An 18,358-nucleotide genomic window follows, 5' to 3' on the forward strand; every position below is an offset into this window, starting at 1 on the left:
CTATGGGCGATTTGGGTGATTCAAAATGTGGTCTTCCCAGTCCACCACATCGATTTCATACACCACTTTGTTTCGTACACTTTCCCCTGCTGCGTGCATGGCAGACTTAGAGCCAGTGATTAATGGGTGCCACTCTGGTAGTGGTTGGTTTTCTGCCAACAAACGGTATGCACAAGTGTGTGGCAGCCACGTAAAATCATCAATATCTTCACGCGTCAGCTTGGTGCACTCTTCGCCTGAAGTGAAACGATTCGGGTAGTCTTTGCATGAACATGTTTTGCTGTTCAGCCAACTACACGCCACGTTGGTGTAGTAGATTTCGTCCGTATCTTCATCCATTAGCTTGTGCAAACAACATTTGCCACACCCATCACAGAGAGATTCCCATTCTTCTTCTGTCATGTTCTCTAACGATTTACTTTGCCAAAATGGAGTGCTCATACGCTTACTACTTATTTCTCGAATGGGAATGAATTGGGTGCGTTTTATACCCCTCTGACAACAAAAGTTCAAGTTTTGCCGAATTCCACCCCGTAATACGAACTATTATCAATGTTTGTTCTGTTTCATCAGCGAGGGCGATCAACATTGATATTTTTACTAATAGTGATTCCTATCCTATGGTTTTAGCTCATAGTGTGAATAAAGGAATCAATATTATGAAACTCGCAATGATCACCATTATCTCTCTTGTTTCGTTCGGAGCTGCGGCGAGTACCGATGCAGAACTTTGTCAGCAATACGGCAAGGATATCGCCTCTAATGTTCAAGAAGGTCAAGCAACGTTTCTAACAGAAATGGCCGCTCGTACCGAGGCTGGAACGTGGGGTTTAAGCATGCAAGAGTGCAACCGTTATATCCAACAGGCTAAACGCGATCAGAATTTTGAAGTCGCCGATTTACTTAATGATGAGTAAAAAGGGCTAAGTTTGTTGGTGTGAATTCACGCACGCCTCTTCCAATCTGGCGAGAAATGTCCATAATGCCCCCTTCATTTTTACGAGGGCTTTTAGATGGATTGTCGATTAGGTTGTGGGGCGTGCTGTATTGCACCGAGTATCTCTTCCCCTATTCCGGGCATGCCAAACGGCAAACCAGCAGGTGAACGTTGCATTCAACTGAATGAAGATAACCTGTGCAAGCTGTTCGGAAAACCAGAACGCCCAAAAGTTTGCCACGATTTCAAACCGTGTCCGATCGTATGTGGCAAAACTAATCAGGAAGCTTTGAGCAACATTACCGAACTAGAACAGCTCACTTAATCGTTACCCAATTCCCTTAGGTAAAGGTAAATCGTATCGCGCGAGATACCTAGGTGGTTTGCCACCATCAATACCGCATCCTTGTATTTAAAAATCCCCAAACCTTGTAAGCGTGTTACCAACTCTCGGTTGCGTTTGGAAGGTGTGATTGCCTCATTCGTCCATACTTCTGACTGAACGGTTTCGATCGTACTAATGATGGTTTCGTCGATGTTGCGTGCAAACGTTTCTGGCGAGCTCGCTCCTGTGCAACAAGGGTTCTGCTGCTGCGGCAAGATTGAGCGCAAAAAGTCCTGCATCGGCACATCCATATCCACATTGATACAAAGTAGACCGATAGGCTTGTTTTTTGGGTTACGAACGATGGTGGTAATCGAGTGCAAGGTCTTTCCGCTCGCGGTTTTAGTCAGATACGAGTCTGACACGTCCTTGCCCTCAAGTAGCTTCATTCTTGCTAAGTTGGTAATTGGAGCGCCTTCTCCACGTTCAGTAACATGGCCATTGGCAATTTTGATGATTTCTGGTGCTTCTGCATCAAGACTGTGAAGAACGACTTCAGTATGTTCACCGTACATACGAGCAATGCCATCGACGACGTTCTTCATCGAATTCAAAATATCTAAATCACTTTTGGTGAGTTTCTTAAGCTGCAATTTACTTCCCTTAGCAAAAACTTTGAGGCTAGGCCGACATGATATCGATAATAGATTTGTCAGTATACGGCATACCAAGTCTAACCATAGAGCCTACGTTTCTTATAGTTTGTTCGACTTCATCGCCTACTATACCTTGATTCTTCACACTGTGGTTACCCATCGCCATCAAATATGAGCGCACCGCCGTAGTTGAAGAAGTGCAGACTTTCATCGCACATGAGGATTTTGCGCCATCACACACCATGCCCGAACTATCACTGATAACGTTTTGAATCGCATAACATGATTGCTCAAATGCGCCACCCGCAAGGTACACCAATGCCATTGATGCAGCCGCACTGGTTACCGTGTTACCGCAGAAAGCTGACAGAGGTGGGTAGTAAGACTTGATGTATATCGCGCCTAAGTGACTCATGATCAGAGCTCGTGCTAATTGTTCTTCACTGCTTTGGAAAGCTTCCGCTGCGATAACCACAGGCACGGTAGCCGCAATGCCTTGGTTACCACTGCCAAAATTACTCATAGCTGGTAAGGTTGCTCCGCCCATGCGCGCATCTGATGCAGCAGACGTCATCATTTGGATTCTGCTCATCAGATCATTGCCAAGCAAGCCCTGCTCGATATTGCCTTTTAATGTGCGGCCGATTTCTAAACCGTAACCTCGGTCGATACCCTCTTGCGCCAAGGAGGAGTTGAGTTCCGCCGCTTGCAGAATGAACTTGATGTCATCAAATGGCGCTTGAAGGGCAAAGTCATAAATCTGCTTAATGGAGATATCAACCCCTTCGCATACTGATCCTGTCGCGACTCGCTGCTGCAAAGGGGCATCGAACGTCACCGCTCCATTGCGAGTGATCTGGATAATATTAGTGTGTCCACCACTGATGGTCACCGAGACGGTGTCTTCTCCAGCGCTCATGGTTACACTGCAAAAGATAAATTCTTGTGTATCAATGCGAGCAACACTGACTCGCTCTTCATCAATAAGTTGCTGGGCAGCAGTCACATCGTCTTGATTAATTTTAGCGAGAACTTCCAGTTCTGCGTTTGGGTCTCCCGCTAATGCGCCAACTGACGCCGCGATCTTAAGGCCAATTTTCCCAGTGCCGGGAACGTAAACCCCCATTGAGTTTTTAAATAAGTTATCTGAGACACGTACTTCAATCATGTCCGGGGTTTGGCATCCAAGCTCACGCTTTGCAACTGCTGCCGCATATGCAGCAGCAATGGGTTCTGTACATCCGAGGGCAGGTTTTACAACTTGCTTAATGATTTGGATATATTGGTTCCATTGCTGATTCATGCTTCTTCTCCGTATTACTTTTTACTAGCAATCGCTTCAACTTCAATCAAAACACCTAGCGGAAGATCTTTCACCGCAAAGCAGCTTCGTGCTGGGCAATCTTTTTGGAAAAATTCTGCATACACTTTGTTGAATTCCGCAAAGTCGCCAATGTTTGCCAAGTAACACGTCGTTTTTAGAACTGTATCTAAACTGCCGTTACCCGCTTCAAGCACATGTTTTAAGTTCGTTAGAGATTGATGACTTTGAGCAGTAATCCCTCCCTCTACTACTTTACCTGTCGCGCTATCAACTGGGAGCTGGCCAGAAGTAAAAATCAAATCCCCGTAAGTGGTTCCGTGTGAATATGGGCCAATTGCGGCAGGAGCGTGCTCTGAAGCGATCAATTCTTTCATGTTAATCCTCACATAGTTTTTAGTTTTAGTCGTAAAACTCAGCTTTCGCTTTCGTTTCAAAGCTATTCTTTCAACTATATGTGAGCAAAACAACCACCATAGATCACACAAATCGATCTAAATTCAGATTTTATTGAGTAATTTTGCCGAGATCTCAAATTTATCTGAATTTTCCACAAAAAAATTGTTGTTAATCTTTTTCTCAAATAGATTTGAGAAAAATTCATACTAACAAAGAGAAAACGACAATGAGCGTTACTGTACCTACACAAACTCTTCCAATAACTAAAGAACCACCTCACGTTAAAGCCGGAATGACAGCCACAGAATGGAAAGCGGCGACTAAGTTTGATAGCACTGACTGGGGCTGGGTTATCATGAGTATCGGCATGGCAATCGGTGCTGGTATTGTTTTTCTTCCAGTAAAAGTGGGCGTACTTGGTATATGGGTATTTCTTGCCTCTGCGGTAATTGGTTATCCAGCGATGTACTTGTTCCAACGCCTATTTATTAACACGCTTTCCACTTCTCCGAAGTGTCAAGACTATGCGGGCGTTATCTCCGGCTACCTTGGCAATAAATGGGGCGCCTTGTTAGGCGTGCTCTACTTCATCATGTTGGTGATTTGGGTATTCGTATACTCGACGGCAATCAATAATGACTCAGCCTCTTTCCTACACAGCTTTGGTATCACTGAGGGGCTGTTGTCGGAAAACCCGTTGTATGGTCTAGCATTGGTTTGCGCTTTGGTGGCGATCGCATCTCGTGGGGAAAAGATCTTATTTAAAGTCAGTACGGGCTTAGTGCTAATTAAGCTCTGTACCGTTGCCCTGTTGGGTTTCATGATGGTAGAAAAGTGGGATTTAGCTAATGTCGGTACGGTACCAACGGCTGGTGCTGGCCTAAAAGATGCGATTGAACTGCTGCCATTCACCCTTACCTCTATCTTGTTTATTCAAAGCTTGAGTCCGATGGTGATCTCTTACCGTTCGAAAGAGAAGTCTATTGAAGTTGCCCGTTTTAAAGCGATGCGCGCCATGAATATCGCTTTTGGCATTTTATTTGTGACTGTGTTTTTCTACGCGATTTCTTTCACATTGGCGATGTCTCATGAACAAGCAGTCCGTGCAGCAAACGAGAACATCTCTGCGCTAGCGATGGTAGCACAAGGCATGGACGGCACGACGCTTAAACTGCTTAGCCTGATGTTGAACATCTTTTCTGTAATGACAGCATTCTTTGGTGTTTACCTAGGCTTCCGTGATTCTTGCCAAGGCCTTGCGATGTTGGCATTGAAAAAAGTGATGCCTGAAGAGCAAATCAACAAAGATCTCGTGACGAAAGGCATCATTCTGTTCGCTATTTTGATGGCATGGGGCGCTATCGTACTCAACCTACCAGTTTTGAGCTTCACTTCGGTTTGTAGCCCTATCTTTGGTTTGATTGGCTGTTTGATTCCTGCTTACTTGGTGTATCAAGTGCCTTCTCTACATAAATACAAAGGTGCTTCACTATACCTAATCATCGCGACGGGCATCTTGTTGTGTATCTCACCATTTATTGCTTTTAGCTAACGCTTCCTCTCGCCTCGGTTATCAAAATCTATAGCGATAGCCGAGGTTTTCCTTTCAACTCATCCACCTACCCTCTCCTTACTCATTTCGTTTCATGTATGAGACAGAAACGCTCATATCTGGCATTTTGGTTAATTTCCGTGCTTCAACTCACACTTTTCTGACAATTCTCTACTATGTTCAGCGGGTAATCTAAATCCGCAATAGGAAACAATATGAATAAATACATGGCAGAGGTTTTTGGTACTTTTTGGTTAGTGCTTGGTGGTTGTGGTAGTGCAGTGTTAGCGGCTGGCTTCCCTGATGTCGGCATTGGCCTGTTGGGCGTTTCTTTGGCGTTTGGTCTTACCGTACTTACAATGGCATTTGCTATTGGCCATATCTCAGGTTGTCACCTAAACCCAGCAGTAACTATCGGTCTATGGGCTGGTGGTCGTTTCGAGACTAAAGACGTAGTGCCTTACATCATCGCGCAAGTGATTGGTGGTGTTATTGCGGGTGGCGTACTTTACGTAATCGCAACCGGTCAAGCAGGCTTTGATGTAGTTGGTTCTGGCTTTGCTGCGAACGGTTACGGCGCGCATTCTCCAGGCCAATATTCAATGGTTGCAGCTTTAGTGACTGAAGTTGTAATGACGATGATGTTCTTAATCGTGATCATGGGTGCGACAGACAAACGTGCACCGCAAGGCTTTGCGCCTATCGCTATCGGTCTATGTTTGACACTGATTCACCTAATCAGCATCCCTGTGACAAACACATCGGTTAACCCAGCGCGTAGTACTGGTGTTGCGGTATTTGTTGGCGACTGGGCGGTTTCTCAGCTTTGGCTATTCTGGGTAGCACCAATCGTTGGTGGTATTCTAGGTGCACTTATCTACAAGAACCTTCTAGGTACAGAATCAAACGATTAATCGATTCTCGAACCTCAAGATCAAAAAAGCCGCTGAATTCAGCGGCTTTTTTATTAAATCTTGTGTCGACCCAGAAGGGAGTGTGACAAGGTAGTCCCGTCCACGAGCTCAAGCTCGCCACCTACTGGTACACCGTGTGCAATGCGACTTGCTTCCACTTGGTGTTCTTTACAAAGTTCTGCGATGTAATGAGCCGTCGCTTCCCCTTCTACCGTTGGGTTGGTAGCGAGAATCACCTCAGAGATATCTCCGCGGCGCAGACGGTAATCCAATACATCTAGACCAATATCACTTGGACCAATTCCGTCCAGCGGTGATAAATGTCCCATCAGTACAAAGTATCGACCTGAGTATTGACCCGTTGCTTCTACTGCTGCGATGTCTGCCGGACTTTCTACCACACAAATCTGACCATTTTCTTGGCGTTTTGGGTTAGTACAAATATGACAAACTTCTTCTTCAGTGAAAGTACGACACTCGGTGCAATGGCCAATTTCTGTCATTGCTTGGCTCAGCGCATCTGCTAGTTGCAGACCGCCTTTTCTATCACGCTGTAACAAATGAAAGGCCATACGCTGCGCCGACTTGGGGCCAACCCCAGGTAGACAACGTAAGGCCTCCATCAATTGTTCCAGCATATGACTGGTACGCATTGAAAATCCGCTTAGTTAGAATTCAGCAGATTAGAATGGCATTTTCATGCCTGGTGGTAGTTGCATACCGCCAGTTACTGAAGCCATTTTCTCTTTTTGAGTTTCTTCAACGCGACGTGCTGCATCGTTGAATGCTGCAGCGATAAGATCTTCTAGCATTTCTTTGTCGTCTTCCATCAGACTTTCATCGATTTCTACACGACGCACACTGTGGCTACCAGTGATTGTAACTTTAACTAGACCAGCACCAGACTCGCCAGTTACTTCCATATTCGCGATTTCTTCTTGAAGCTTTTGCATGCGATCTTGCATTTGCTGGGCTTGCTTCATTAGGTTGCCCATACCGCCTTTACCAAACATGTTTATCTCTCTGGTTTAATTAGGTGTTGCATCTGTTAATGGGGCTGCCACTTTGTGTTTTCAACCCCATTCCGTTCATTTTTTAGATAGGACGTACACTATCTTTATCAAGCTCTGCTGCAAAACGGCGCTCGATGAATTGTACGTGCGGATCGTTTTCTAAACTGTTCAGCGCTTGCTGTAATTTCTCTTGGTAGAGTCTATCTCTCAACTCTAGTGGCGTCTCACCACTTTCGCTAACATCAATACTCAAATGACACTCTTCACCCAACACATGGTTCAGTGCACTGTGCAGTTCACTTTGCGCTCTATCGGTGTTCAAGTGTGCCTGACTGCCTCTTAATTGTAGCGAAACTGTCGAGCCTTCTTTGTTGAAATGCGAGTTTAGTGCAAGTTGTTCGACCAACTTAGGCGTATCCATCTTGCTAATCAGGTTCGCCCACTCGCTTTTCTCTAGCGATTCATCAACCAATTTTTGCGCCATCTCTGGCGTCTTTTCGTGCTCTAGCGCTTGCTTGAGCTGCGTAGGTGTCAGCTGCGTATTGGCTTTCTTTTCAACCGGTTTGGTTGGTCGCCAACGATACGCTTCATCCTCTGGGGCTTGTTTTTCAGCTTGAGGAGCAGACTTAGGCGACACCTGCGCGGAATTGCCATGCAATTGCGCTAGACGGTCAATAACCGATTCTTTCTGTGCAGATGTCGCGTTAGACTTTTTTGGGCCACCACTTTGCGTTGATGCTCGTTGCTGCCCCTGACGCTGTGAACGTAATTGGTGACGTAGGCCGCTCAAATTACCACGAGCAGGTGCCGGAGCACTTTCTTGTGGCTGAGCTTGTTGAGGAGCTTGCTGCGTTGGCGCAGGGTTCTCACTCATCGGCGGAGCCATATCGTATTGTGGTGCCATATCGTAGCCACCCTGATACTCAGGTTGGTACTGCGGCGCTTCATTCATGGGAGCCGGGGATTGTGTCGCCGGCTGACTCATCGACTGAGCTGGCGCTTGATGTTGCGCTGACGGCGTTGGTCGGCTTTGCATGTGCTGTGCAGGCGCCTGAGCCACTGGAGCTTGTTGCTGCGATGGTCGTTGTGCCGATGACTGCGGAGCCGCTTGCGATGATGGGCTCACGCTTGATGTCGGCGCGACTTGAGGCTGTGATGAAGTAGAAATCACGTTCGCGCTATTATTTGCTGACGGACGGAATGCCATCATGCGCAATACGATCATTTCCATGCCGACGCGACCATTTGGTGACAACGTCAGATCTTCACGGCCTTTTAAAGCAATTTGGTAGTAAAGCTGAACATCTTGTGGTGTGAGAGCTTTACTCAATAATTCGATTTTTTCGGCATCAGGTTGCGCCTGATCCAAGGTCGATGGCAAAGCTTGGTACATCGCGACACGGTGAAGCTGCGACGCCAATTGTTGTAGCAATCCATCCCACTCGACACCGTTTGATGCAAGTTGCTGGATTTTGTCCATCGCCTGTTGCGGCTGCTTACTGCTGATCGATTCCAGCAAGTGAATCGCTTGGTCTGTATCAATCGTTCCAAGCATGTGACTCACGATATCGGTTTGAATCGTACCGTTGCCTAGAGCGATAGCTTGGTCAGTTAAGCTCAGTGCATCACGCATACTGCCATCTGCAGCGTGCGAGATCATGCCAAGTGCTCTTGCTTCTGCAGAGACTTGTTCTTTTTCCAGAATATGGTCAAGCTGCTGATGAATATCATCAACACTGATTGGCTTAAGATGGAACTGCAAACAGCGTGACAGAATCGTCACCGGCAGTTTTTGTGGATCTGTCGTAGCCAACAAGAACTTCACATACTCAGGCGGCTCTTCCAGCGTTTTTAACAGCGCATTGAAAGAGTGACGCGAAAGCATGTGTACCTCATCGATGAGGTACACTTTAAAACGTCCGCGAGCGGGTTTGTATTGAACGTTGTCTAACAGTTCACGAGTGTCTTCAACTTTAGTACGAGAAGCTGCGTCGATCTCCAGTAGGTCAACAAAGCGACCTTCATCAATCTCACGACAAGTATCACACTCACCACAAGGGTTAGCAGTAATACCTGTTTCACAGTTCAGGCCCTTAGCAAACAGTCGGCCAATCGACGTTTTACCAACGCCTCGCGTGCCGCTAAATAGGTACGCATGGTGTAAACGATTTTGCGCTAACGCGTTCTCCAAAGCAGTTAAGACATGGCTCTGCCCGACTACTTGATCAAACTTATTAGGACGCCATTTTCGCGCTAAAGCTAAATAACTCATTGAATGTATTAGTGTCCTTCAAACTCGCAAATGCTGTAAACGTTCAGACCTAGACCTTCTAGGCGCTTATCACCACCGATTTCTGGTAGGTTGATAACGAATGCAGCGTGCTCTAATTCACCACCTAGTTGGCGGATCAGTTTTGTTGTTGCTTCAATTGTGCCGCCAGTTGCTAGCAGATCATCAACAACCAATACTTTATCGCCTTCTACGATTGCATCAGTATGAATTTCTAGCGTATCAACGCCGTACTCAAGCTCGTAAGATTGAGCGACTGTTGGACGAGGAAGTTTGCCTGGCTTACGCACAGGAACAAAACCTACACCCAGCTCTAGTGCTAGAGGTGCGCCAAAAAGGAAACCACGCGCTTCTGTACCGACAACTTTCGTGAAGCCCATGTCTTTGTAACGCTCAACCAAAAGGTTAATCGTTGCTTGGTACGCTTTTGCGTCTTCAAGAAGGCTAGTCACGTCGCGGAAAAGAATGCCTGGCTTTGGATAGTCTTGGATGCTTTTGATGCTAGATTTGATCAGTGAAATTGTTTCTGTAGTCATAATACCGATTTACTTAGATTGGCTCATCGCCCTCTGTTCTTATCGCAGTATATATGAGGGCAACAAACAATAGGTTTTCATCCCTATGAGCTCATTTTCTTAAAAAGTCACAGGCGCTGAAAATACAAACGCCCACTCGAAGAGCGGGCACACTATTCTCTACAATCTTAGTGATTTTCTTCTCGGTCAGCAACCAACTCAGTCACAGGTAGACGCATAAACCAACTCAGTAAAACGATTAGCATCACTAAAAGCGCAATTTTTACCCAAATGATAGGGGCGACGAGAATGGATACGGTAAAGCTCAGCACAATAAATACCGCTCCACGTTGTTTTACTTTACGGGTAACGGCTCTGTGCTTATGCCAATTATCGAGCATTGGACCAAACGTTTTGTGTTCGTGTAACCAACGATGAAACGCAGGGCTTCCACGCATAAAACACGCGCTTGCCAATAAGATAAAGGGAGTGGTGGGTAATAAAGGAAGAACGATACCGGCGATGCCAAGTATCATGCAGAGTCCACCAGCAATATTGAAAAAGTAACGCTTAATACGAATGGTGGACTCCAGTAAACAATCGCTCGATTAAAAACCTGCGTAACCGTTCATTACGCGAAGCCAGGTTAGCGTTGCAGGTAGAGTTGGGATCAAAAGGACTGCAATGAAACCTAGAAAGTAAAAAATATTATAAGGCTCTTTAAAATCTTTGTCTGCCATGATGCTTCTTCTCACTTGTTGACTTTGCTTCTCCCAACCATGCGTCGTTAAAATATCGTTGCACAAATGGGTCATTATTGTTTTAAGCGCTGACTATACCTTAAACATCAAACGCTAAACACCAACAAAAAGTAAGGTTATAAAGGGAAACAACGAGGGAGATACGGAATGAAAAAACAAAAAAAGCAGCATCGATATGCTGCTTTCATTTAGATGATTTATGTTTACATCAAGCGGTTCAAACGAACGATGTTTAAGCTAAAGCTTGATGTTCCTAGACAGCCAATAGACAGTTGACCACTCGTCGTAATCGGGAGCTCACGAGTGATGAAGTTCTTCATACTGCCATCACCAAGACGGTTCCCCGCCGCTATATGTTGATTCGTATGACCATCAGACCATTGGCTATCAAGACCCGCTGGTAAAATTGAAACCGTCGATGACGCTAAATCCGCAACACCAAACACGGCATTTACTGCTCCAGCGCAATCCGAGCATTGAATGCCCTTCTCAATGATCTCGACCATATCTTTCAGATCGGCACTAAAGCTTTTCAGGTTGCGTAAGTAGTCATCAAACAGAGCGCGCACAAGTAATGTCGTCGCTACCCCATCCTCTTCCAGTGATGCTGAATCGACGAGGTAAAACGCAAACTGACCGTTCATCAACCACCGATAATCAAACACCAACGGCATAACATCCGTAGACTGCAATAATCGGTAAGAGCACTTCCAGTCGCCTTGCGATGCATCTTTCTCCGGAAGCAGTGCATGGAGCAAATCACGTGCAGCATTCGGGTTTTGCTGTAAATACTCTAAGTGCCAATGGAGCTCTTGCTCATCAGGCATTTCTCCGCCGTCATCGACTCTAAACCACTGGCTGGAGAAGTCCCTATGGTCAGAATAATGGCAGTCGGCTTCCTCAAGCGTGTTATCGATCGCTTGAGACAAATGTTTATAGTTTCCAATTGGTTTTGGTAAGAAGTCTTTAATGCCAAAACGCAGCGCTTTCGCTACATCAGACATTTCGTCGGTGCCCGATACCACGATCAGTGGCATAGATGGATACTCTAGGCTTACCTCTTCTACAAATTCGATTCCGTCTAGGACGGGCATTGATAAGTCACATAAGACAAGATCAGGCTGGCACTCCCTCAGCTGCTGAAGCGCCTCTAGGCCATTTTCAGCTTCTACTACCTTGAAACCCTGACTTTCCAAATAGGCACTAGTTACTCTACGAAATATAGGGTCATCGTCCACCAACATGATGAGCTTGTGATTGACCACTTCCTGCGCCGAGACCATTGCCGTTTGACTGTGAGTCTTAAACATACCTTTACACCTCACAAAGCTCAGTCAAAAAACAAATTCTAAGTTATTATTGTTGTTGTATTCACATCTTACGAAACGTTGTGCAGCAAGACGTCAGGCCCTTTCACCTTGTTATAAACCGTAGCCTGAAATTGACGTTTATACAAATATTCCATTGTTTATCAGTATTTACTAAGAGCCTCCTGCTGTGTTCAAATGACGCAACATGTTGACTTAAAGCAAACTTTGATCACAAAGTTAATTATAAATTAGCCATAAACGGTAGTTTAATGTGTCTGGAAATATGAAATTAGATGATCTAAACCTATTTCGATTGGTTGTCGAAAATGGGAGCTATACCGCAACTTCGCGAAAAACCATGATTCCGGTGGCAACCATCACCCGACGCATTCAAGCGCTTGAAGACTCTGTCAATCTTCGATTGCTGAACCGTCATGCGCGTAAACTTTCTCTGACTGAAGCCGGAGAACGTTTTTACCATGAATGCTCACCTTTGCTGCAACGCCTAACCTCGACAGCAGAGGAAATTACGGATGATTGCCGTGGTGCATCGGGCAAGATCAAGATCTCTGCGCCGTACAACTTGACGAAGCGCATGATGATGCCGATGTTCAATTCGTTCATGAAACAGTACCCAGATATCAACATCGAACTGACAACGGAAAGCAACGCTGATCAACTTGATCCTACAGAATGGGATGTGATCTTCCGTGTTGGCCCACAACGTGATTCCAGCCTGATTGCACGTAAAATCGGTGAAGTGAAAGACATTCTGGTCGCGAGTCCTGATTACTTGAGCGCAAACCCTGCTCCAAATCACGCTGAAGAGCTTTCTAACCACTCTTTGCTAAAAGGTTCACCACTTATCAAGTGGACGCTGATTAACAGCAAGGGCGAGTCTGTGGTGAACGTAGAGCGTGGTCGTTTTCAAGCAAACGCACTGAACGTGGTTCGTAGCTCTTGTTCGGAAGGTCTTGGCATTACGTTGATGCCTGATGTGATGATCAAAGAGTACATCGAAAGTGGCGATCTCGTGCGCATATTGCCAGATTGGAGCGCAAACCCGCGTGACATTTACATGCTTTACAACCACAAAGATCACCTACCAGAAAAAGTACGACTATTCATCGACTTCGTGATCGCCTACAACATTCATTAATGTTGAGCACAGATACAAAAAACCAGAGCCGAAGCTCTGGTTTTTTTATGTCTTTAGTAGCGCGATTTAAGCACCTTCGTTGTGCAGTTCTAGGTTTGCTAAGTCTTGCTGAATCTCGAGTTGCGTTTTCGCATCATCGTTGCGCAAGCCATCAAGGAAATCTAGATATTGCTGATCGATATCACCTGTCACGTATTCACCGTTAAATACAGAGGTATCGAATTGCGTGATGTCTTGATTGCCAAGACCAACCGCTTCAACCAAGTCATCCAAACGCTGATAAATCAGTGCATCTGCGCCGATTTGCTTACAGATAGTTTCGTTATCACGGCCATGTGCAATCAGCTCTGTTGCGCTTGGCATATCGATACCGTAAACGTTCGGGAAGCGCACTTCAGGAGCCGCTGAAACCATAAACACTTTGTTCGCACCGGAATCACGAGCCATCTCAATGATCTGCTCTGAAGTTGTGCCACGAACAATAGAATCATCGACAAGTAGTACATTCTTATCTTTGAACTCAGAACGAATAGCATTTAGCTTACGACGAACAGATTTCTTACGTTGCTGTTGACCCGGCATGATGAACGTACGGCCGACGTAACGGTTTTTCACGAAACCTTGGCGGTATGGTTTATCAATGGCTTGTGCAATTTGCAGCGCAATATCACATGATGTTTCAGGAATTGGGATAACCACGTCGATATCAAGATCTGCGTAATCTTCACGGATACGGTCACCCAGCTTTTTACCCATTTCAACACGAGCGCTGTAAACCGAGATCTTATCAATGAATGAGTCTGGACGAGCGAAGTAAACGAATTCAAAGATACATGGGTTCAGTTTTGGATTGTCGCCACATTGCTTGGTAAACAACTCGCCTTCAAACGTTGCGTAAATCGCTTCACCTGGTGCGACATCACGAACAAAGTCAAAACCAACCGCATCAAGTGCTACAGATTCTGAAGCCACCATATACTCTGTTCTGCCTTCGACTTCACGCTTACCTAAACATAAAGGGCGAATACCATGTGGGTCACGGAAAGCAATCATGCCATGACCGATGATCATCGCTGCGACAGCATAAGCGCCACGGATTGTGCGGTGTACATTCGTTACAGCGCGGAAAACGTCATCCGCCGTAACGTTACCTTTTACCGTATCGATCTCATGAGCAAGTACGTTTAGAAGTACTTCTGAGTCTGAAGTGGTGTTGATATGGCGGCGGTCTTTTTCAAACAGCTTCTGACGAACTTCATGAGCGTTAGTCAGGTTACCATTGTGGGCAAGTGTAATACCGAAAGGGGAGTTTACGTAGAAAGGTTGAGCTTCAGAGGCACTTGAACTGCCAGCGGTTGGGTAACGAACGTGACCGATACCAACCTCACCTTGTAAGCGTTGCATGTGTCTTGCTTCGAACACATCCTTCACTAAACCGTTCGCCTTACGCAGACGAAAACGATTGCTTTCTATGGTACAAATACCAGCGGCATCTTGGCCACGATGCTGTAACACCGTTAACGCGTCATAAATAGACTGGTTTACAGGCGTTGTGCCCACGATTCCAACAATACCACACATGTCCTAATCCTCGATTTGCGACAGTAGCTGGCACTACTAGATAGTGCCAGACAGAAAACTTGATGTTGCTTTTAAATGCTCGAAGAATGGGGCGATGATACGGCTGAACTCAGGGACCAACTGTGACTCTTTCCACCAATCCGAGCTTGGGAATGCAGTAAACGCATCCATAAAAAACAGCACCGCAGAAACAATCAGTACTCCGCGTAAACCACCAAACACCACACCGAGAATTCGATCGGTACCTGATAGCCCTGTTTTTTGTACCAGTTGACCAATGACGTAATTCACCACTGCACCAACCACTAAGGTTGCGACGAATAACGCCGCAATTGCGGCTCCGTTTCGAAACATTTCATCTTCGATGTTGGTGAAGTACACCGCCAATTTGGCGTAGTAGTTGCTGGAGATAAAAAATGCTCCAAACCAAATCACCAAAGACAAAGCTTCTTTAGCAAAACCGCGAACTAAACTGATCAGAGCTGAAAATCCGATCACACCTAAAATGACAAAATCTAACCAATTCATGTTTTCTTCATCTTAAGTTGGCGCGCATTTTAACAGAAAAAATGCTGACGCAAACGTTTTCTTATGGATTTAATGGCTTAAATTTAAGCAATTGACCTTTTGAGCCTGTAATTTTTTGTAATTCCTTGACCTGTCGTTCAAGTTTACTTTTTGATACATCAGGACCAACAATCACTCGAGTAAAAGCTGTCTCTTTTTTTACATGAGCTTGGTAACCACGCTTCTGTAAATCCTCTACTAATGCAACAGCATTCTCATGATTTTTCAGTGCCATCAACTGAATGATCCAAGCAGAATCTTCATATTGATTTTTTTCTTCAACTGGACGAACCGCAACTTCCACCTGTTCAGGTTGTTTCGTTTCTTCTGGTTGGGTAACTGGCTCTGGTTCTGGCTCCGAAACGGCGATTTGAGGCTCTTCAGATTCATCCACCGTTGCCGTAACCGGAGATTCAGGCAAAGAGACATCATCTTCTACAGGCTCTAGTATTTCGAAGTTCTCCACATCGCTATCAAGCTCAGGTTTGATAGGAATACTGGCAAACTCTTCTTTGTAGTGCAGTTTCTTACCATCTAGCACGTCTGGAAGCACGATGACCCCCACCGCCACTAGAATGATGGTGCCGACTAAACGACTTTGGAATTTACTTGCCATCAAATTACCTTTGATTACTCATTATTTGATTGCCAATGCTCCAACACTTCGCCCACTGTATGGAATGAACCAACCACCAAAATAACATCGGCTTGAGCGGCGTGTTTCTGCGCGCTCTCAAACGCTTCGACTGGGGTTTGGAACTGAACTTGACCTTGAGGTAAGTATTGGCACAGTTCATCTGCTGTCGCCGCGCGTGGGCCAGTTAGCGATGCTGGGTACCATTGTGTTGCAATTGGAGTTAATGCTTCGATTGTTGCCTTGATGTCTTTATCGTGCAGCATCGCGACCACAACGTGGATATTCTTATCCGCGTATTGGCGTTTCACCTTCTCAACTAAGTATTCAGCTGAGTGAGGGTTGTGCGCAACATCAAGAACGATTTCAGGCCCCGTTTGCAGAACCTGCATTCGGCCAGCTAGACGAGCATTATTCAAGCCATTAACGATATTAATGTCAGTGATTTGCAATTCTGAAGCGCCAAGTGCCATTAAAGCTGTTGCTGCATTTGGTAGCGGTAACGATGGAACTGGTAGGTCTTCTAATGCAAATGCACCACTGGTCCACTTCCAGCCTTTCTCAGTCAATTGGTAATCGAACTGGATACCAACTTGGAAGAACTCAGCTTGAATGTCATCAGCGTGCGCAGCAACGGTTGCTGGCGGCGTTGGTTGGCCACAAATCGCAGGTTTACCAGCACGGTAGATGCCTGCTTTCTCAAAGCCAATCACATTGATGTCATCACCAAGCCAATCAACATGGTCAATGGCCAAGCTGGTAATAACAGAGACATCATGATCCACAACGTTTGTTGCATCTAAACGCCCGCCGAGGCCAACTTCTAGCAGAACGACATCGACTTTCTCAACTTGGAAAATACGAAGTGCGGCTAACGTACCGAATTCAAACAAGCTTAGACTAATATCACCGCGTTGTTGCTCAACGTAGTCAAACGCTGCACAGTGCTTGCTGTCTTCTGCATCGACTCCGTTAATACGAACACGCTCGTTGTAACGAATTAGGTGTGGTGAGCTGTAAACACCCACTGAATAGCCTGCATCTAATAGAATCGCTTCCATCAATGCACACGTCGAACCCTTGCCATTGGTGCCGGCAACAGTAATCACAGTAGGAGCTGGTTTGGTGAGGTTGGCTTTTTGCGCTACCGCTTGAACACGGTCTAAGCCAAGGTCGATAGCTGAAGTGTGGAGATTTGTTAAATAATCAAGCCACATCGTTAGAGAGGATGTGGCTTGAGGAATAGAGTTTTGGGTCATCTAACTTTAACCATTAATTTCTTTGGTTTTTATGTTAGCTGATACTTTACCCTTTTTCGTCCGCTTCTGGTACAGAATATGGTTCTTCATTTGGAGATTCGTTAACCGAAACCACCATAGGAGACTTGTGGTTAGTTAGCTTAGCCACTAGACCACCCACGCGCTGACGCATTTCACGACGGTCAACGATCATGTCAATCGCACCGTGCTCAAGAAGGAACTCACTACGTTGGAAACCTTCAGGAAGATCTTCACGTACTGTCTGTTCGATTACACGACGACCTGCAAAGCCGATAAGTGCTTTAGGTTCACCAATGTTGATGTCACCTAGCATTGCCAAACTCGCTGATACACCACCCATTGTTGGGTCAGTCAGTACAGAGATGAATGGTAGGCCTTTGTCAGAAAGACGCTCAAGTGCTGCACTGGTTTTCGCCATTTGCATTAGAGACATCAGTGCCTCTTGCATACGCGCACCGCCACTTGCTGAGAAACAAACAAGCGCACAGTTGTTTTCAATTGCTGCTTCTACTGCTTTAACAAAGCGTGCACCAACAACAGAACCCATTGAACCGCCCATGAAAGAGAATTCAAACGCACACGCTACTAGTGGCATGCCCAGCAATTCACCTTGCATTACGATCAGTGCATCTTTCTCGCCGCTGCTCTTTTGCGCTGCAGAGATACGTTCTTTGTAGCGTTTAGAATCTTTAAACTTCAGTTTATCTTGTGGCTCAAGTTCAGTGCCAAGCTCTACGCGTTCACCTTCATCTAAGAATGTTTCTAGACGACGACGCGCTTTCATGCGCATGTGGTGATTACACTTAGGACAAACTTCTAGGTTGCGCTCAAGCTCAGCATGGTACAGAACCTGCTCACAAGAAGTACATTTGGTCCACACGCCTTCAGGAATAGAGGCTTTACGTGAACTTACTAGGTTGCTTTTCTCTAAAATCTTTTCAAGCCAACTCATGGAAGACCTTTTCTCTCAACTCTTCCGCTTCATTGCGAAAGATATAAATTCGGGAATATTGCGGATGGATTAAAACATATCTTGCCGCGACTGTAGATAAAAAACTGGTTGTACCTATTTTTGATATCATTAATAACGCACAGTTTCTGCACGTATCCAGTCTAAAGTACCGATATTTTGAAACAAAATCGC

21 protein-coding genes are annotated in these 18,358 nt (G+C 45.6%); 5 read left to right on the forward strand and 16 right to left on the reverse strand.

Annotated elements, in window-relative coordinates; all coding sequences use genetic code 11:
• The gene (locus KIT90_RS09560; protein ID WP_009707325.1) at positions 1 to 441 is read right to left on the reverse strand and encodes a YcgN family cysteine cluster protein; all 441 of its coding nucleotides are present in this window, start codon (positions 439 to 441) and stop codon (positions 1 to 3) included.
• A gap of 218 nt (positions 442 to 659) precedes the next feature.
• Here KIT90_RS09560 and KIT90_RS09565 point away from each other — a divergent pair, with 218 nt between their 5' ends.
• Together KIT90_RS09565 and KIT90_RS09570 are read left to right on the forward strand one after the other, a co-directional pair.
• A complete protein-coding gene (locus KIT90_RS09565; RefSeq protein ID WP_045413591.1) occupies positions 660 to 917 on the forward strand; it encodes a hypothetical protein in 258 nt (85 codons plus the stop codon).
• A 96-nt stretch (positions 918 to 1,013) separates the two neighbouring features.
• Entirely contained in the window at positions 1,014 to 1,262 is a 249-nt protein-coding gene (locus KIT90_RS09570) for a YkgJ family cysteine cluster protein (RefSeq protein WP_033006060.1), read from the forward strand.
• On the opposite strand, the gene KIT90_RS09575 is transcribed toward KIT90_RS09570, so the two are convergent.
• From KIT90_RS09575 to KIT90_RS09585, 3 genes are read right to left on the reverse strand one after another with little or no spacing between them, the layout of a single operon-like run.
• Positions 1,259 to 1,915 (reverse strand): transcriptional regulator, encoded by a 657-nt coding sequence (locus KIT90_RS09575; RefSeq protein WP_009707329.1) that lies wholly within the window; start codon positions 1,913 to 1,915, stop codon positions 1,259 to 1,261. The two genes, KIT90_RS09570 and KIT90_RS09575, sit on opposite strands and share 4 nt — an antisense overlap.
• Positions 1,916 to 1,943: 28 nt before the next feature.
• Entirely contained in the window at positions 1,944 to 3,221 is a 1,278-nt protein-coding gene (locus tag KIT90_RS09580; protein WP_285376457.1) for a serine dehydratase subunit alpha family protein, read from the reverse strand.
• A 14-nt stretch (positions 3,222 to 3,235) separates the two neighbouring features.
• Entirely contained in the window at positions 3,236 to 3,616 is a 381-nt protein-coding gene (locus tag KIT90_RS09585) for a RidA family protein (RefSeq protein ID WP_010643983.1), read from the reverse strand.
• A gap of 314 nt (positions 3,617 to 3,930) precedes the next feature.
• Between KIT90_RS09585 and KIT90_RS09590 the strand changes: the two genes are divergently transcribed.
• Positions 3,931 to 5,190, forward strand: coding sequence for an amino acid permease (locus tag KIT90_RS09590; RefSeq protein WP_033006068.1), 1,260 nt, complete (start codon positions 3,931 to 3,933; stop codon positions 5,188 to 5,190).
• Positions 5,191 to 5,405: 215 nt separating this feature from the next.
• The gene (aqpZ, locus tag KIT90_RS09595; protein WP_009707332.1) at positions 5,406 to 6,104 is read left to right on the forward strand and encodes an aquaporin Z; all 699 of its coding nucleotides are present in this window, start codon (positions 5,406 to 5,408) and stop codon (positions 6,102 to 6,104) included.
• A gap of 53 nt (positions 6,105 to 6,157) precedes the next feature.
• Here the strand turns inward: aqpZ and recR are convergent, their stop codons facing one another.
• From recR to KIT90_RS09630, 7 genes are all read right to left on the reverse strand, one after another.
• Positions 6,158 to 6,757: a recombination mediator RecR gene (gene recR, locus KIT90_RS09600; RefSeq protein ID WP_005432989.1), complete on the reverse strand. Its 600-nt coding sequence runs from the start codon at positions 6,755 to 6,757 to the stop codon at positions 6,158 to 6,160.
• Positions 6,758 to 6,787: 30 nt separating this feature from the next.
• A complete protein-coding gene (locus KIT90_RS09605) occupies positions 6,788 to 7,117 on the reverse strand; it encodes a YbaB/EbfC family nucleoid-associated protein (RefSeq protein WP_005432961.1) in 330 nt (109 codons plus the stop codon).
• 82 nt (positions 7,118 to 7,199) lie between these two features.
• On the reverse strand, positions 7,200 to 9,389 hold the full coding sequence (gene dnaX, locus KIT90_RS09610; RefSeq protein WP_285376458.1) for a DNA polymerase III subunit gamma/tau: 2,190 nt from the start codon (positions 9,387 to 9,389) through the stop codon (positions 7,200 to 7,202).
• 8 nt (positions 9,390 to 9,397) lie between these two features.
• On the reverse strand, positions 9,398 to 9,943 hold the full coding sequence (gene apt / locus KIT90_RS09615) for an adenine phosphoribosyltransferase (protein ID WP_005452085.1): 546 nt from the start codon (positions 9,941 to 9,943) through the stop codon (positions 9,398 to 9,400).
• A gap of 167 nt (positions 9,944 to 10,110) precedes the next feature.
• A complete protein-coding gene (locus tag KIT90_RS09620) occupies positions 10,111 to 10,515 on the reverse strand; it encodes a YbaN family protein (protein ID WP_033006063.1) in 405 nt (134 codons plus the stop codon).
• 15 nt (positions 10,516 to 10,530) lie between these two features.
• Complete coding sequence (locus KIT90_RS09625) at positions 10,531 to 10,662, reverse strand: hypothetical protein (RefSeq protein ID WP_005380608.1); 132 nt, start codon at positions 10,660 to 10,662, stop codon at positions 10,531 to 10,533.
• Between the two features lie 224 nt (positions 10,663 to 10,886).
• Positions 10,887 to 11,993, reverse strand: coding sequence for a response regulator (locus KIT90_RS09630; protein ID WP_038896106.1), 1,107 nt, complete (start codon positions 11,991 to 11,993; stop codon positions 10,887 to 10,889).
• A 283-nt stretch (positions 11,994 to 12,276) separates the two neighbouring features.
• Between KIT90_RS09630 and KIT90_RS09635 the strand changes: the two genes are divergently transcribed.
• Positions 12,277 to 13,152, forward strand: a complete 876-nt coding sequence (locus tag KIT90_RS09635) for a LysR family transcriptional regulator (RefSeq protein ID WP_005439791.1) — start codon at positions 12,277 to 12,279, stop codon at positions 13,150 to 13,152.
• A 66-nt stretch (positions 13,153 to 13,218) separates the two neighbouring features.
• Here the strand turns inward: KIT90_RS09635 and purF are convergent, their stop codons facing one another.
• The 5 genes from purF to accD form a co-directional block, all read right to left on the reverse strand.
• Positions 13,219 to 14,733, reverse strand: coding sequence for an amidophosphoribosyltransferase (gene purF / locus KIT90_RS09640; protein ID WP_005439792.1), 1,515 nt, complete (start codon positions 14,731 to 14,733; stop codon positions 13,219 to 13,221).
• Positions 14,734 to 14,769: 36 nt separating this feature from the next.
• Complete coding sequence (locus tag KIT90_RS09645; RefSeq protein ID WP_005432921.1) at positions 14,770 to 15,261, reverse strand: CvpA family protein; 492 nt, start codon at positions 15,259 to 15,261, stop codon at positions 14,770 to 14,772.
• A gap of 61 nt (positions 15,262 to 15,322) precedes the next feature.
• The gene (locus KIT90_RS09650) at positions 15,323 to 15,916 is read right to left on the reverse strand and encodes an SPOR domain-containing protein (RefSeq protein WP_285376459.1); all 594 of its coding nucleotides are present in this window, start codon (positions 15,914 to 15,916) and stop codon (positions 15,323 to 15,325) included.
• A gap of 14 nt (positions 15,917 to 15,930) precedes the next feature.
• Positions 15,931 to 17,193, reverse strand: coding sequence for a bifunctional tetrahydrofolate synthase/dihydrofolate synthase (gene folC, locus KIT90_RS09655; RefSeq protein ID WP_285376460.1), 1,263 nt, complete (start codon positions 17,191 to 17,193; stop codon positions 15,931 to 15,933).
• Positions 17,194 to 17,239: 46 nt separating this feature from the next.
• Positions 17,240 to 18,166 (reverse strand): acetyl-CoA carboxylase, carboxyltransferase subunit beta, encoded by a 927-nt coding sequence (gene accD, locus KIT90_RS09660; protein WP_005439795.1) that lies wholly within the window; start codon positions 18,164 to 18,166, stop codon positions 17,240 to 17,242.
• Positions 18,167 to 18,358: the final 192 nt, after the last annotated feature.

This window comes from Vibrio sp. B172a, from assembly GCF_030248355.1.
Taxonomy (GTDB): Bacteria; Pseudomonadota; Gammaproteobacteria; order Enterobacterales; family Vibrionaceae; genus Vibrio; species Vibrio owensii.

Excerpts from the sequence above, each read along its gene's own strand:
- aqpZ (WP_009707332.1), top strand. The coding sequence starts at position 5,406 with ATGAATAAATACATGGCAGAGGTTTTTGGTACTTTTTGGTTAGTGCTT.
- KIT90_RS09570 (WP_033006060.1), top strand. The coding sequence starts at position 1,014 with ATGGATTGTCGATTAGGTTGTGGGGCGTGCTGTATTGCACCGAGTATC.
- KIT90_RS09630 (WP_038896106.1), bottom strand. The coding sequence starts at position 11,993 with ATGTTTAAGACTCACAGTCAAACGGCAATGGTCTCGGCGCAGGAAGTG.
- KIT90_RS09590 (WP_033006068.1), top strand. The coding sequence starts at position 3,931 with ATGACAGCCACAGAATGGAAAGCGGCGACTAAGTTTGATAGCACTGAC.
- KIT90_RS09565 (WP_045413591.1), top strand. The coding sequence starts at position 660 with ATGAAACTCGCAATGATCACCATTATCTCTCTTGTTTCGTTCGGAGCT.
- KIT90_RS09635 (WP_005439791.1), top strand. The coding sequence starts at position 12,277 with ATGAAATTAGATGATCTAAACCTATTTCGATTGGTTGTCGAAAATGGG.
- KIT90_RS09650 (WP_285376459.1), bottom strand. The coding sequence starts at position 15,916 with ATGGCAAGTAAATTCCAAAGTCGTTTAGTCGGCACCATCATTCTAGTG.
- KIT90_RS09605 (WP_005432961.1), bottom strand. The coding sequence starts at position 7,117 with ATGTTTGGTAAAGGCGGTATGGGCAACCTAATGAAGCAAGCCCAGCAA.
- apt (WP_005452085.1), bottom strand. The coding sequence starts at position 9,943 with ATGACTACAGAAACAATTTCACTGATCAAATCTAGCATCAAAAGCATC.
- KIT90_RS09560 (WP_009707325.1), bottom strand. The coding sequence starts at position 441 with ATGAGCACTCCATTTTGGCAAAGTAAATCGTTAGAGAACATGACAGAA.
- dnaX (WP_285376458.1), bottom strand. The coding sequence starts at position 9,389 with ATGAGTTATTTAGCTTTAGCGCGAAAATGGCGTCCTAATAAGTTTGAT.
- KIT90_RS09625 (WP_005380608.1), bottom strand. The coding sequence starts at position 10,662 with ATGGCAGACAAAGATTTTAAAGAGCCTTATAATATTTTTTACTTTCTA.
- KIT90_RS09580 (WP_285376457.1), bottom strand. The coding sequence starts at position 3,221 with ATGAATCAGCAATGGAACCAATATATCCAAATCATTAAGCAAGTTGTA.
- folC (WP_285376460.1), bottom strand. The coding sequence starts at position 17,193 with ATGACCCAAAACTCTATTCCTCAAGCCACATCCTCTCTAACGATGTGG.
- KIT90_RS09585 (WP_010643983.1), bottom strand. The coding sequence starts at position 3,616 with ATGAAAGAATTGATCGCTTCAGAGCACGCTCCTGCCGCAATTGGCCCA.
- purF (WP_005439792.1), bottom strand. The coding sequence starts at position 14,733 with ATGTGTGGTATTGTTGGAATCGTGGGCACAACGCCTGTAAACCAGTCT.
- accD (WP_005439795.1), bottom strand. The coding sequence starts at position 18,166 with ATGAGTTGGCTTGAAAAGATTTTAGAGAAAAGCAACCTAGTAAGTTCA.
- KIT90_RS09645 (WP_005432921.1), bottom strand. The coding sequence starts at position 15,261 with ATGAATTGGTTAGATTTTGTCATTTTAGGTGTGATCGGATTTTCAGCT.
- recR (WP_005432989.1), bottom strand. The coding sequence starts at position 6,757 with ATGCGTACCAGTCATATGCTGGAACAATTGATGGAGGCCTTACGTTGT.